Source organism: Streptomyces sp. NPDC048637 (assembly GCF_040650675.1).
GTDB lineage: Bacteria > Actinomycetota > Actinomycetes > Streptomycetales > Streptomycetaceae > Streptomyces.
Map to the genome: position 1 here is coordinate 135,769 of NZ_JBEZHQ010000019.1, position 13,223 is coordinate 148,991.

Genomic DNA, 13,223 nt, shown 5'->3' on the forward strand with positions numbered 1-13,223 from the left:
GGACATTACTTTCGAGTAGTACGGCACTCGCCCGTGGGGGACGGCGTTTGTGCAGCTCAAGGCGCGCATCCTGGGCCGATCCGTTACCGGCACGTACACCGAGCGGACTCTTGACGGCTGTGTTCCGGTGCCCGTACGTTGCCTCCTCCGCGGCGCCCGCCCGATTCTCGGCGTACCCGGCGGTCACCAGGATCGTCAGGGCGCTGGACCGCCTTGACGCCACCACCAACCGGCCCTACGGTCGGGCCCCACAACTCCACATCGCGCTGTTCGAACCGAAGCGGGAGAGCCCTCGCCCACCCTGGCGAGGCGCCGAAGGAGCAACTCTCCCCAGAATCTCTCAGGCCCAACTACCGCTTCGGCTAGGCGACTCTGGAAAGACAGGACGTCATGTCCTGCGCCCACGGTGCAAACCGCCCGACCCGGCGGTGAAGCTCTCAGGTACCGATGACAGAGCGGGGAGGCCACCCATCCACGGTGCCGCGTTCGCGGTGCCCCCACAGGGAGCCTCCCACCATGACCTTCCCCGAGTCCTCCGCGTCGGGTGAGTTCGCCACCCGCCATATCGGCGTCGGCGACGCCGACCGCGCCAAGATGCTGGCCGAAGTCGGCTACCCGACGCTGGCCGCGCTCATCGACGCCGCCGTCCCGAGCGGCATCCGCAGCACGTCCGACCTGAACCTGCCTGCCGCCGCCACCGAGACCGAGGCCCGCGCCGAGCTGCAGGAGCTCGCGAGCAGGAACACCGTGGCCGTCCCGATGAGCGGACTCGGCTACCACGCGACCACCACGCCCGCGGTGATCCGGCGCAATGTGCTGGAAGACCCGTCGTGGTACACCGCCTACACGCCCTACCAGCCGGAGATCAGCCAGGGCCGGCTCGAGGCATTGATCAACTTCCAGACCATGATCGGCGACCTCACCGGACTGCCGACCGCCAACGCGTCGCTGCTCGACGAGGCCACGGCGGTCGCCGAGGCCGTCACGGTCATGCGTCGTGTCGCCGGCAAGAGGCGCCCCCGCGTCCTGGTCGACCGCGACACCCTGCCGCAGACCCTCGACGTCCTGCGCACGCGTGCAGCCGCGGTCGGCATCGAGATCGTCGAGATCGACGTCGCCGAGCCACTGCCGGAGGAGAACGACTTCTTCGGGGTCGTGCTGTCCTACCCCGGCTGCTCGGGAGCCGTCCGCGACCTGCGCGAGGTGACCGCCGCGGCGCGAGCGCGCGGGGCGCTGGTCACGGTGACCGCCGACCTGTTGGCGCTCACGCTGCTCGTGCCACCGGGTGAGTACGGCGCCGACATCGTCGTGGGATCGTCCCAGCGGTTCGGTGTCCCCCTGTTCTACGGCGGACCGCACGCCGGCTACATCGCGGTCCGCGAAGGGCTCGAACGCCACCTGCCCGGCCGGCTCGTGGGCGTGTCCGTGGACAACGCCGGCCGGCCGGCGTACCGCCTCGCCCTGCAGACCCGCGAGCAGCACATCCGACGCGACAAGGCGACCTCCAACATCTGCACGGCGCAGGTACTGCTCGCCGTGGTCGCGTCGATGTATGCCGTCTACCACGGCCCCGATGGTCTGGCCGAGATCGCCCGGCGGACGCACCGGCACGCCGCGCTCATCGCCACGGGTCTGCGGAACAGCGGGATCACGGTGGTGCACCGCGAGTTCTTCGACACCCTGCTGGTGCGGGTCCCCGGCCGTGCCGAGGAGGTCGTCGCGGACGCGCACGACAAGGGGCTGCTCCTGCGGCTGGTGGACGGTGACCACGTCAGCATCTCCTGCTCCGAGGCCACCTCGGGGGACCATGTCCGTCTCGTGCTCGACGCCTTCGGCCGGGCGGGGGGCGACCTTGACGGGCCAACTGCGGGCGCTTCGGCGGCGCTCCCGCCGGACCTGCGGCGCACCTCCCCCTTCCTCACCCACCCGGTCTTCCACCAGCACCGGTCGGAGACCGCGATGCTGCGCTATCTGCGCAAGCTCTCCGACCGTGACTTCGCGCTGGACCGCGGGATGATCCCGCTCGGGTCCTGCACGATGAAGCTCAATGCGACCACGGAGATGGAGCCGGTCAGCTGGCCCGGCTTCGCCGACCTGCACCCCTTCGCGCCCCTCACGGACGCTGCCGGGTACCTGGCCCTCGTCGATCAGCTCGAGACATGGCTGGCAGAGGTCACCGGGTACGCCAAGGTCTCCATCCAGCCGAACGCGGGATCGCAGGGCGAGCTCGCCGGCCTGCTGGCGATCCGCCGCTACCACCAGAGCAACGGCCAGGCCGGACGCGATGTGTGCCTGATCCCGGCAAGCGCGCACGGCACCAATGCGGCCTCGGCCGCCATGGCCGGGATGCGCGTCGTCGTGGTGGCATCGCGGCCCGATGGCACGGTCGATCTCGAGGACCTCAAGGCGAAGTGCGCGCAGCACTCCGGCAACCTGGCCGCGATCATGGTGACCTATCCCTCCACGCACGGCGTCTACGAGGAAAGCATCACGCGGCTGTGCGAGGTGGTGCACGAGCACGGCGGACAGGTGTACGTCGACGGCGCCAACCTCAACGCACTGCTCGGAGTCGCCAAGCCCGGTGAGTTCGGTGGCGATGTGTCACACCTCAATCTGCACAAGACCTTCTGCATCCCGCACGGTGGCGGCGGGCCGGGGGTCGGCCCGGTCGCGGTGGCCGCACACCTCGCGCCGTACCTGCCCACCCACCCGCTGCACCCCGACACCGGGCGCCGCGACGGCATCGGGGCGGTGAGCGCCGCACCGTTCGGCAGCGCCGGAATCCTTCCGATCCCGTGGGCCTACATCCGGATGATGGGCGCGGAGGGGCTGACCGAGGCGACCCGGACGGCCGTGCTGAGCGCCAACTACGTGGCCCGCCGCCTCGCGCCACACTTTCCCGTCCTGTACGCCGGAGAGTCGGGCCTCGTCGCGCACGAGTGCATCCTCGACGTACGTCCCCTCACCGCCGCCACGGGTGTGACGGTCGATGACATCGCCAAGCGGCTCATCGACCACGGCTTCCACGCGCCGACAATGAGCTTTCCGGTCCCCGGCACGCTGATGGTCGAGCCGACGGAGAGCGAAGGCCTCGCTGAACTGGACCGCTTCTGCGAGGCGATGATCGCGATCCGTGCGGAGATCGACCTGGTGGCCAAGGGCGTCTGGGGCCTTGAGGACAGCCCGCTGCGACAGGCGCCGCACACCGCCGCCGCGATCGCCGGCGAGTGGACCCGCGCCTACTCGCGCGAGCAGGCCGCCTTCCCGGCGGGTGTCACACCCGACAAGTACTGGCCACCGGTCGGCCGGATCGACCAGGCGCACGGCGACCGCAACCTGGTCTGCTCCTGCCCGCCTCCCGAAGCGTTCGCGTCCTGACCCGGGCCGCTCACGGTCCGGAGAAGAACCACCATGCTGAAGAAGACTCCCCTGCACGACCTTCACGCGGAGCTCGGTGCGTCATTCACCGACTTCACCGGCTGGTCCATGCCCCTGCGCTACACCTCCGAGCTGGCCGAGCACCACGCGGTACGGACCACCGCCGGCATCTTCGACCTCACCCACATGGGAGAGATCGAGCTTTCCGGCCCCGAAGCCGGGCGAGCCCTCGACTACGCCCTGGCCGGACAGCCGTCGAAGATCGCCGTCGGCCGGGCGCGCTACTCCATACTGGTCCACGAGACCGGCGGAGTCCTCGACGACCTCGTCGTCTACCGGCTGGCCGAGCAGCGATACTTCATCGTGGCCAACGCCGGAAACGCGCTGGTCGTGCTCTCCCAACTGCGTGACCGGATCGACGGCTACGCCGCCACGATCCGGAACGCGTCCGGCCAGTGGGCCCTGATCGCGGTCCAGGGCCCGGCGTCCCCGGCGATCGTCGGCGAACTGGCCGACATCGACGTGGTGTCGCTGCAGTACTACGCGATCGACCCTGCGCGATTGGCGGGCCGCGAGGTGTTGCTCGCCCGTACCGGCTACACCGGTGAGGACGGCTTCGAGATCTACTGCCGCCCCGCGGATGCCGTGGCTCTCTGGCAGACCCTCAGCGCGGCGGGCACGGGGCACGGGCTCCTTCCCTGCGGCCTGGCCAGCCGTGACACGCTGCGGCTGGAGGCCGGGATGCCGTTGTACGGGCAGGAACTCACGGCCCGCACCACGCCGTTCGAAGCGGGACTGGGACGAGTCGTGGCGTTCGGGAAGCCCGGCGGCTTCGTCGGCGAGGCCGCCCTTGCCGCCCGTCGTGCGCAGGGCTCGGCCCATGTGCTGGTCGGCCTGGCCTCGACCGGCCGGCGAGCTCCGCGCACCGGCTACGCCGTACTCGCCCCGGACACCAAAGAGCGCATCGGCGAAGTCACCTCGGGCGCACTGTCGCCCACCCTCGGCCACCCCGTAGCCATGGCCTACGTGCCGACCGGCCGGAGCGCACCCGGCACCGAGGTGCTCGTCGACATCCGGGGCAGCCAGGAGCCCGCCCAGGTCGTCGAGCTGCCCTTCTACCGCTGCCAAGCCTGACCATCACAGGAGAACAGATCATGAGCCTGCCCCCCGACCTGATGTACACCAGCGACCACGAATGGATCGCGAGCGAGGGCGACCTGTCGACCGTCGGCGTCACCGCCCACGCCTCCGACGCGCTCGGCGACGTCGTCTACCTCGACCTGCCTGTCGTGGGCACGGCGATCACGGCCGGCGACGCGTGCGGCGAGATCGAGTCGACCAAGTCCGTGAGCGACCTGTTCGCTCCCGCGGACGGCGAAGTCGTCGAGATCAACGAAGCCGCAGTGGCCGACCCCGGTCTGGTCAACACCGATCCTTTCGGGGCCGGTTGGCTGTTCCGGATGCGGATCGCCGGTACGCCGGACCTGCTGGACGCCTCCGCCTACGCGGCACTCACGGCAGGAGCGTGACATGTCGATACTCGACCGTCGGCTCGCCGACTTCGACCCGGAAGTACACACTGCCGTGCGTGCCGAACTGGAGCGGCAGCAGAGCACGCTGGAGATGATCGCCAGCGAGAATTTCGCACCGGTCGCGGTCATGGAGGCGCAGGGCTCGGTCCTGACGAACAAGTACGCCGAGGGCTACCCGGGCCGCCGCTACTACGGAGGTTGTGAGCACGTCGACGCCATCGAGCGGCTCGCCCTCACCCGGGTCAAGGCGTTGTTCGGTGCGTCCTTCGCCAATGTGCAGCCGCATTCGGGCGCCCAGGCGAACGCCGCCGCGATGACGGCGCTCCTCCAACCGGGAGACACCATCCTGGGCCTGGACCTCGCGCACGGCGGGCACCTCACCCACGGCATGCGGATCAACTTCTCCGGCAAGCTCTACCGCACCGTCGCCTACCACGTCTCCGCGGAGGACAACCGCGTCGACATGGCCGAGGTCGAGCGGCTGGCCATGGAGCACCGGCCGCAGCTGATCATCGCGGGCTGGTCGGCCTACCCCCGGCAGCTGGACTTCGCCGCCTTCCGGCGGATCGCGGACCGGTCGGGCGCCTACCTGATGGTGGACATGGCGCACTTCGCCGGTCTGGTCGCCGCGGGCCTGCACCCCAACCCGGTGCCGCACGCCGACCTGGTCACCACGACCACGCACAAGACCCTCGGCGGGCCGCGCGGTGGAGTGGTGCTGACCCACCGTGCGGACGTGGCGAAGAAGGTCAACAGTGCGGTCTTCCCCGGCCAGCAGGGCGGGCCACTGGAGCATGTGATCGCCGCCAAGGCGGTCGCGTTCAAGATGGCGTCCGAGCCGGCGTTCCACCGGCGCCAGGAGCGCACCCTCACGGGTGCCCGGATTCTCGCCGAACGGCTGAGGGCTCCCGATGTCGCGGACGCGGGTGTGTCCGTGCTGTCCGGTGGCACCGACGTCCATCTGGTCCTGGTCGACCTGCGGGAATCGGAGCTCGACGGACAGCAGGCGGAGGACCGTCTGCACGACATCGGCATCACGGTCAACCGCAACGCCGTACCGTTCGACCCCCGCCCGCCGATGGTGACCTCGGGACTGCGGATCGGTACGCCGGCGCTGGCCGGCCGCGGCTTCGCGGAAGCCGAATTCGCGACGGTCGCGGACATCATCGCCGAGGCCCTCAAGCCGGCGTACGACCCGGGGCTCGCGGCCAAGCTGCGGGCTCGTGTGGCTACGCTCGCCGACGCCCACCCGTTGTACCCGGAGCTGTGACATGAGCGACGCCCTTACACCGTCCGCCTCGCCCGACGGCCGCCGGCTGCTGCGGCTGGAGGTGCGCAACAGCCGGACCCCGGTCGAGCGCAAGCCCGAGTGGATGAGGACACGGGTACGCATGGGCCCGGAGTACAACGCGTTGCGGTCGCAGGTGAAGGCCGAAGGGTTGCACACCGTATGTGAGGAGGCGGGGTGCCCGAACATCTTCGAGTGCTGGGAGGACCGCGAAGCCACCTTCCTCATCGGCGGTGACCAGTGCACCCGGCGCTGTGACTTCTGCCAGATCGACACCGGCAAGCCGCAGGCGCTGGACCGGGAGGAGCCGCGCCGGGTGGCGGAGTCGGTGGCCAAGATGGCACTGCGGTACGCCACGATCACCGGGGTGGCCCGTGACGACCTGCCCGACGGTGGTGCCTGGCTCTACGCCGAGACGGTCCGGCAGATCCACACGCTGAACCCAGGCACCGGGGTGGAGAACCTGGTCCCGGACTTCAACGGTGTCCCCGAGCTGCTGGCCCAGGTATTCGAGTCGCGGCCGGAAGTACTGGCCCACAACGTGGAGACGGTGCCGCGGATCTTCAAACGGATCCGGCCCGCCTTCCGCTACGACAGGTCGCTCGGAGTGCTCACCGCGGCACGGGAGTTCGGCCTGGTCACCAAGTCGAACCTGATCCTTGGCCTGGGGGAGACCCGGGCGGAGATCTCCACCGCGCTGGCCGACCTGCACGCCGCCGGCTGCGACCTGGTCACCATCACCCAGTACCTGCGCCCCTCGGCGCGGCACCACCCCGTGGAACGGTGGGTCCGGCCTGAGGAGTTCGTCGAACTCAAGGAAGAAGCCGAGGAGATCGGTTTCGCCGGCGTGCTGTCCGGACCTCTGGTCCGGTCCTCCTACCGCGCCGGAAAGCTGTACCAGCAAGCACTCGACATGAGGTCCCGGCAAGGACCACACAACTGAAGACACCGCTGACGATTCTGCGCGGGAGAGTCCACACCCCCAAGGTGCGGCGCCGAAGGAGCAAATCCTCCCCGGAAACTCTCAGGCCTCGTTACCGCGCGGCGGAGGCGGACTCTGGAAAGCAGGCGCGCACGCGCCTCGCCCACGGTGCAAGCCGCAGACCTCCACGCGGCGAAGCTCTCAGGCCCATGACAGAGGGGGAGGCTCAATCGCCCGCGCGGGCCCATGCCCGCGCTCGACTCTCGAGGAGCCACTCGTGTCCATCTCCGTGTTCGACCTGTTTTCCATCGGCATCGGACCGTCCAGCTCGCACACCGTCGGCCCGATGCGGGCCGCCCAGATGTTCGTCCGCCGTCTGAAGGAGGGCGGCCTGTTGGCGCAGACGGTCTCGGTACGGGCGGAGCTGTTCGGCTCCCTCGGCGCCACCGGTCACGGCCACGGCACGCCGAAGGCGGTGCTGCTCGGCCTGGAGGGGCACTCCCCCCGGACGGTGGACGTGGAGACGGCCGACGACGAGGTCGAGCGGATCCGCAGCACGGGGCGCCTGCGCCTGCTGGCGGCGGAGATCGGCCCCGTCCACGAGATCGACGTCGACGTCTCCGCGCACCTGGTCCTGCACCGCCGCCGCTCCCTGCCCTACCACGCCAATGGCATGACCCTGTTCGCCTGTGACACGGAGGGGGCGACGCTGCTGGAGAAGACGTACTACTCGGTCGGCGGTGGCTTCGTCGTAGACGAGGAAGCGATCGGCGAGGACCGCATCAAGCTCGACAACACGGCGCTGACCCACCCCTTCCGCACCGGCGACGAGCTGCTGCGGCTGACCCGGGAGACCGGTCTGTCCATCTCCGCCCTGATGCTGGAGAACGAGAAGGCCTGGCGCACCGAGGACGAGATCCGCACCGGGCTGCTGGAGATCTGGCAGGTCATGCAGGCCTGTGTGGGCCGCGGGATGAGCCGCGAGGGGATCCTGCCCGGCGGGCTGAAGGTCCGCCGCCGCGCCGCCCACTCCGCCCGCCAGCTGCGCTCCGAAGGCGACCACGCGGCCCGTGCGATGGAGTGGACCACGCTCTACGCGATGTCCGTGAACGAGGAGAACGCGGCCGGCGGCCGGGTGGTGACCGCCCCCACCAACGGCGCGGCCGGCATCATCCCCGCCGTCCTGCACTACTACGTCAACTTCGTGCCCGGCGCCGACGAGGACGGGGTCGTCCGCTTCCTGCTCGCGGCCGGCGCCATCGGCATGCTCTTCAAGGAGAACGCCTCCATCTCCGGCGCCGAGGTCGGCTGCCAGGGCGAGGTCGGCTCCGCCTGCTCCATGGCCGCCGGCGGCCTCGCCGAAGTGCTGGGCGGTAGCCCCGAGCGGGTGGAGAACGCCGCCGAGATCGGCATGGAGCACAACCTCGGCCTGACCTGCGACCCCGTCGGCGGCCTCGTCCAGATCCCGTGCATCGAGCGCAACGGCATGGCCGCGGTCAAGGCCGTCACCGCCGCCCGGATGGCGCTGCGCGGCGACGGCCGCCACCACGTCTCCCTCGACAAGGTCATCAAGACCATGAAGGACACCGGCGCCGACATGAAGGTCAAGTACAAGGAGACCGCCCGCGGCGGCCTCGCCGTCAACGTCATCGAGTGCTGACCCCGCCGCGAGCAGCGACCATGACCGATCTCTTCGACCTAGGGTTCCGCGAACTCGCCTGCAGCGTCATCTGTTTGAGACGACTGCGCACCGCATTCTGAAGCGATCACTCGGTCCAGCGGTTCTGGAGTTCGTGGTGGGGAGAAGGGGCCATCGCGGAGCATGGCAAACAGAAGGTGGGGAACGCCCAGGATCGGCCGCCCCGGACGCTGGTCACACCACACGTCGTGCATCCACGCACTTGTGTCACAGATCGTCAACAACGCAACCAATCAGGCGGATTGCCCTCTCTAGTAGAGCGGATGGGAAGCCCCTGTCCGCTGCCTGCACCAGCCGAGGAGACATCTGCTGTGTCCGAGACATCCACTTCCGTGATCCGGCGTCTTCGTGGCCGGGCCATGGGACTCGCCGTGGCCGGTACGGCCCTCGTCCTCGCTGCCCCGATCCCGGCGACGGCCGTGGCCGGCCAGGCCCGTGCCGCCGCGGCCGACCCGGTCTCCGCCCTGACGTACACGGCCAAGGAGCGCCAGGAGGCTCTCGCCTACTGGACACCCGCCCGCATCAAGGCTGTGGGGAAGTCCGTGGACCTCGGTCCGACCGGACCGAAGGCCAAGCCGTGGCAGGGCACCGCTCTGAAGACCGTCGGGCGGCTCTTCTTCGTCAACGCGAACGGCGCCGACACCTGGTGCACGGCCACTGCCGTCAAGAGCGCCAACCGCTCCGCCGTGATGACCGCGGCGCACTGTGTGCGTCGGGGCTCCTCTCCCTACAACACCAACGTCTCGATGGTGTTCGTCCCCGGCTACAGCAAGGGCAAGACGCCCTACGGGGCGTTCGCGGTCCGCACCGCCGTGACCCCGCGCAGCTGGGAGCAGGACTCCACCGACGACCTGTCCACGCTGGTCGTCGACACAGACAAGAGCGGCCGCAAGCTCACCGACGTCGTGGGCGGCCAGGACATCGCCTTCAACCGCCCCGTGGGCGGCTCCGTCTCCGCCTTCGGCTACTCCGCCACCCGCCCGCAGCTCGGCGAGGAACTCCTCCGCTGCGTCGGTACGGCGACGAAGAAGGATGGCCTGCAGGCCATCCCCTGCGACATGAGCGGCGGCTCCAGCGGCGGCCCGTGGCTGGCCGACTTCGACGCCACCACCGGCAAGGGGGTCCTGGTATCGGTCAACAGTGCGCTGGACTCCCTGACACCGACCGAGATGCAAGGAGAGGTGCTGGGGGCCACGGCCAAGAAGGTGTACGACCGGGCCCAGAACGGCTGACGCAGGGGCGCGGGTACCCAGACCAGGCCACCGATCACCACACAGGCAGGCGTCACCGGGCGACGCCTGCTGAACGCGAACGCGAACGCGAACGCGGCGACCGCCGGCGCCGTCACGGCCGCACAGCCCTCCGGCACCCGGATCGCGCCGGAGGCCGGAGGGGGCCGGAGTCAGCGTGGGGTCACAGCTTCTGCTTGCCGCCGCGGCCGATGTGCTGCTGGTTGTTGCTGGTCTTGTTCTCGGCTCCGGTCGTGCCGCCGGCATCGTCGTTGGTGTTGCCGTTGACGTTGGTCGGGCTGCCGCTGTTGCTGTTGTTGCCGGAGAGGTGGACGTTCTGCGAGTTCCGGACGTTTCCGCTGTTCAGTGGCCCGTTGATGCAGATTCTGGCCCGGTCCGTGCAGGTGAACCCGGCGTGGAAGCGGGCCACGGTGTCGCTGTTCCAGACGCCGTCCCCACCGCCGCCGCCGAACAGTCCGCCGCCGTCCCACGCCTGGGCGGGCGACGCCCCGCCGGCAGCCAGGAGCAGACCGCAAGCTCCTGCGATCACGAAATTGACGCGTGGCATGTTCTTCACTGTGCGCTCCTGCACCTCGCTGTTGGTACCCCGCGTCTTGCTACCGGGCGTGCTCCCATCCGCCAAGCCTGAGCAACGGCCCGTCCCTGTCTTCACTCGTACCGATCAACGGATTCACCGTGTCAGCCCACTGTCCGACCCCTGCGGTGAGGCCTGCCGTGCTGACGCACCGCCGACAACTCCATGCGGCAGAGCCTGGTTTGACGGGATTGCACATATGTCCAGGTCTCATATCACCAAACTGAATTTCTTCCGCCAAGACATGACCGGCGGTCGCGGTGTGGGGGTTCGCCAGACCGGCCGGGGGTCTGGTTTCCGGCACCCCGCTGTGGCCCTGCCAACTTGCGTGGACGGCCCCTGTCCGACCGTCTCAACGGTCACGCCTACCGCTTCGGCAATGTGCGCCTGAACGGCCACAGCCAGGTCCGCGTCCACACCGGCACCGGACGCGACAACCGCTGGGACCTCTGCCAGGACCGCTGCGCCTACGTGGGGGACAACGACGGTGACAGGAGGTACGCCTCCAGTTCTGCGGCGCCGGTCAGCATCGTCCGCCCGCGGGCGGACAGCCGTCCGTGCCAGTCGCGCAGTGCGGCCTCCAGCGGCTCCAGCCCGCCGGCCGCCCGCACCTGGGCGATCAGCGGGGCGATCTGCTCCAGCAGGTAGCCGCCCCGCCTGAGTTGGTGGGCCAGCCGTGCGTCCCGTACGCCGGCCTCGTCGTAGACGCGGTACCCGGTCCGCGGGTCGCGGCGCGGGCGCACCAGCCCGGCGCGCTCCCACTTGCGCAGCGTCGCGGGCCGGATTCCGAGCTTGTCTGCCAGCGGCCCGATGAACGTGCCGCCGGGCCCGGACACCGCGGCCGCCTCGGACCCCACACCGGGCCCGGACGCCGTGGTGGGCTCCAGATCGCGGAGGGCGCTCTCCACGGCCTGGAGGGTCCGCCGGTCGTCGAGGAGCTGGGCGTGGCTCTCGTCGATGAGGCGGAACGCCTCATCGACCGCGCCCTGGTTCACGGCCCGCATGATCGACGTCGCCGTCTGATGGCCGTGGCCGGGTACCAGGGCGAGAAACGCGCGCAGGGCCCGGGCGTGCAGCGGGGTGTAGGTGCGGTAGCCGTGGGGTGTGCGACCGGCGGTCGGAAGGATGCCGGCCTCCTCGTAGTTCCTGATCGCCTGCGTGGACAGACCGTGCCCGCGCGCCAGGTCAATCGGCCGGAGCCGCTCACTGCTTTGAAGGTTTCGTGTCATGATCCTGCCGATATCGCGAGAAAGTTTCCACCGAAGGTTCAACGATACCGTTGAAGGTATGACACCTGATATCAAGGACACCGCCCATGCCGTAGAGGCGACCGCCGTCATGAGGCTGCTCCCCGCCCGGCCGCGACTGCTCGCGCTGGGCGAGCCCACCCACGGCGAGGACACCCTGCTCGACCTGCGCAACGAGCTGTTCCGGCAGCTCGTCGAGCAAGAGGGCTACGGAACGATCGCGATCGAGAGCGACTGCATGAGGGGCCTGGTCGTGGACGACTACGTCACCTCGGGCACGGGCACCCTCGACGAGGCCATGGAGCACGGATTCAGCCACGGCTGGGGCACCTCCGCGGCCAACCGCGAGCTCGTGCGCTGGATGCGCGCCTACAACGACAGCCGGCCGGCGTCCGAGCGGCTCCGCTTCGCCGGCTTCGACGGCCCGCTGGAGATCACCGGCGCCGCGAGCCCCCGACAGGCCCTCACCGCACTCCACGGCTACCTCGCGGCCCGGGTGGATGTGCACCTGCTCCCCTGCACCGCGGAAACGCTCGACCGCCTGCTCGGCACCGACGACCGGTGGACCAACCCCGCCGCGATGAGGGACCCGGCCCAGTCCGTGGGGCGGTCCGCCGAGGCCGGCCAACTGCGGCTGCTCGCCGACGATCTGGTGGCGCTGCTGGACGAACAGACGCCGCACCTGATCACAGCGACCTCGCGGCACGACTGGGACCGGGCGCGCCTGTACGGACGCACCGCCATCGGCCTGCTGCGCTACCACCACTGGATGGCCAACACCTCACCGGCCCGCATGACGCGGCTGTGCGCGCTGCGGGACTCGATGATGGCCCAGAACCTCCTTGCCGTCGCTGCTCGGGGCCCGGCACTCATCCACGCCCACAACTCCCATCTCCAGCGGGAGAAGAGCACGATGCAGATGTGGGAGGGGCCGGTGGAGTGGTGGAGCGCCGGTGCGCTGGTGAGCGCCCAACTCGGCCAGGAGTACGCCTTCGTGGCCACGGCCCTCGGCACGATCCCGCACCAGGGAGTGGACGCCCCGCCCCCGGACACCGTCGAAGGACTCCTGCACGCGCTCCCGGAGAACCGCTACGTCATCGACGCCCCGCAGCTGGCCACCGCCCTCGGCGACACACTTCCCGTGCCCCGCGTATCCCCCTGGTTCGGATATGCCCCGCTTGACCCGGCCCACCTGGCGGACAGCGACGGCATGGTGTTCGTCAAGGACGTCCTGCAGAGCTAGATGAATGAGTCCGATGTTCTCAGTGGTCGTAGGCGGTCAGGGATCGTTTGGCTGGGGCTCCGGTGGTCCAGTTGTGCCAGATGGCGGTTG

10 protein-coding genes and 2 riboswitches are annotated in these 13,223 nt (G+C 69.8%); of the genes, 8 read left to right on the forward strand and 2 right to left on the reverse strand.

All coding sequences use genetic code 11. The features are described 5' to 3' along the window. The first annotated feature begins 271 nt into the window (after positions 1-271). A riboswitch (glycine riboswitch) is annotated at positions 272-366 on the forward strand. A gap of 150 nt (positions 367-516) precedes the next feature. The 7 genes from gcvP (at position 517) to AB0C46_RS23645 (ending at position 10,051) form a co-directional block, all read left to right on the forward strand. Continuing rightward, positions 517-3,378: an aminomethyl-transferring glycine dehydrogenase gene (gcvP, locus tag AB0C46_RS23615; RefSeq protein ID WP_362830066.1), complete on the forward strand. Its 2,862-nt coding sequence runs from the start codon at positions 517-519 to the stop codon at positions 3,376-3,378. A gap of 33 nt (positions 3,379-3,411) precedes the next feature. Continuing rightward, a complete protein-coding gene (gcvT, locus tag AB0C46_RS23620) occupies positions 3,412-4,512 on the forward strand; it encodes a glycine cleavage system aminomethyltransferase GcvT (protein ID WP_362830068.1) in 1,101 nt (366 codons plus the stop codon). Positions 4,513-4,532: 20 nt separating this feature from the next. Further along, positions 4,533-4,907: a glycine cleavage system protein GcvH gene (gene gcvH / locus AB0C46_RS23625; protein WP_362830069.1), complete on the forward strand. Its 375-nt coding sequence runs from the start codon at positions 4,533-4,535 to the stop codon at positions 4,905-4,907. A 1-nt stretch (position 4,908) separates the two neighbouring features. After that, positions 4,909-6,180 carry a serine hydroxymethyltransferase gene (glyA, locus tag AB0C46_RS23630; RefSeq protein ID WP_362830070.1) on the forward strand — a complete coding sequence of 424 codons (1,272 nt, stop codon included), beginning with the start codon at positions 4,909-4,911 and terminating at the stop codon, positions 6,178-6,180. Between the two features lies 1 nt (position 6,181). Then, a complete protein-coding gene (gene lipA / locus AB0C46_RS23635; protein ID WP_362830071.1) occupies positions 6,182-7,141 on the forward strand; it encodes a lipoyl synthase in 960 nt (319 codons plus the stop codon). A gap of 12 nt (positions 7,142-7,153) precedes the next feature. Continuing rightward, positions 7,154-7,248, forward strand: a riboswitch (glycine riboswitch). 149 nt (positions 7,249-7,397) lie between these two features. Further along, a complete protein-coding gene (locus tag AB0C46_RS23640) occupies positions 7,398-8,780 on the forward strand; it encodes an L-serine ammonia-lyase (protein WP_362830072.1) in 1,383 nt (460 codons plus the stop codon). 350 nt (positions 8,781-9,130) lie between these two features. Continuing rightward, the gene (locus AB0C46_RS23645) at positions 9,131-10,051 is read left to right on the forward strand and encodes a trypsin-like serine protease (RefSeq protein ID WP_362830074.1); all 921 of its coding nucleotides are present in this window, start codon (positions 9,131-9,133) and stop codon (positions 10,049-10,051) included. A 181-nt stretch (positions 10,052-10,232) separates the two neighbouring features. Here AB0C46_RS23645 and AB0C46_RS23650 read toward each other — a convergent pair whose 3' ends face one another. After that, on the reverse strand, positions 10,233-10,625 hold the full coding sequence (locus AB0C46_RS23650; protein ID WP_362830089.1) for a hypothetical protein: 393 nt from the start codon (positions 10,623-10,625) through the stop codon (positions 10,233-10,235). Between the two features lie 485 nt (positions 10,626-11,110). Continuing rightward, a complete protein-coding gene (locus tag AB0C46_RS23655) occupies positions 11,111-11,872 on the reverse strand; it encodes a TioE family transcriptional regulator (RefSeq protein WP_362830075.1) in 762 nt (253 codons plus the stop codon). 58 nt (positions 11,873-11,930) lie between these two features. On the opposite strand from AB0C46_RS23655, the gene AB0C46_RS23660 reads away from it, so the two are divergent. After that, positions 11,931-13,133, forward strand: coding sequence for an erythromycin esterase family protein (locus AB0C46_RS23660; protein ID WP_362830076.1), 1,203 nt, complete (start codon positions 11,931-11,933; stop codon positions 13,131-13,133). The last annotated feature ends 90 nt before the right edge of the window (positions 13,134-13,223 follow it).

Excerpts from the sequence above, each read along its gene's own strand:
- gcvP (WP_362830066.1), top strand. The coding sequence starts at position 517 with ATGACCTTCCCCGAGTCCTCCGCGTCGGGTGAGTTCGCCACCCGCCAT.
- gcvT (WP_362830068.1), top strand. The coding sequence starts at position 3,412 with ATGCTGAAGAAGACTCCCCTGCACGACCTTCACGCGGAGCTCGGTGCG.
- gcvH (WP_362830069.1), top strand. The coding sequence starts at position 4,533 with ATGAGCCTGCCCCCCGACCTGATGTACACCAGCGACCACGAATGGATC.
- glyA (WP_362830070.1), top strand. The coding sequence starts at position 4,909 with ATGTCGATACTCGACCGTCGGCTCGCCGACTTCGACCCGGAAGTACAC.
- lipA (WP_362830071.1), top strand. The coding sequence starts at position 6,182 with ATGAGCGACGCCCTTACACCGTCCGCCTCGCCCGACGGCCGCCGGCTG.
- AB0C46_RS23655 (WP_362830075.1), bottom strand. The coding sequence starts at position 11,872 with ATGACACGAAACCTTCAAAGCAGTGAGCGGCTCCGGCCGATTGACCTG.
- AB0C46_RS23660 (WP_362830076.1), top strand. The coding sequence starts at position 11,931 with ATGACACCTGATATCAAGGACACCGCCCATGCCGTAGAGGCGACCGCC.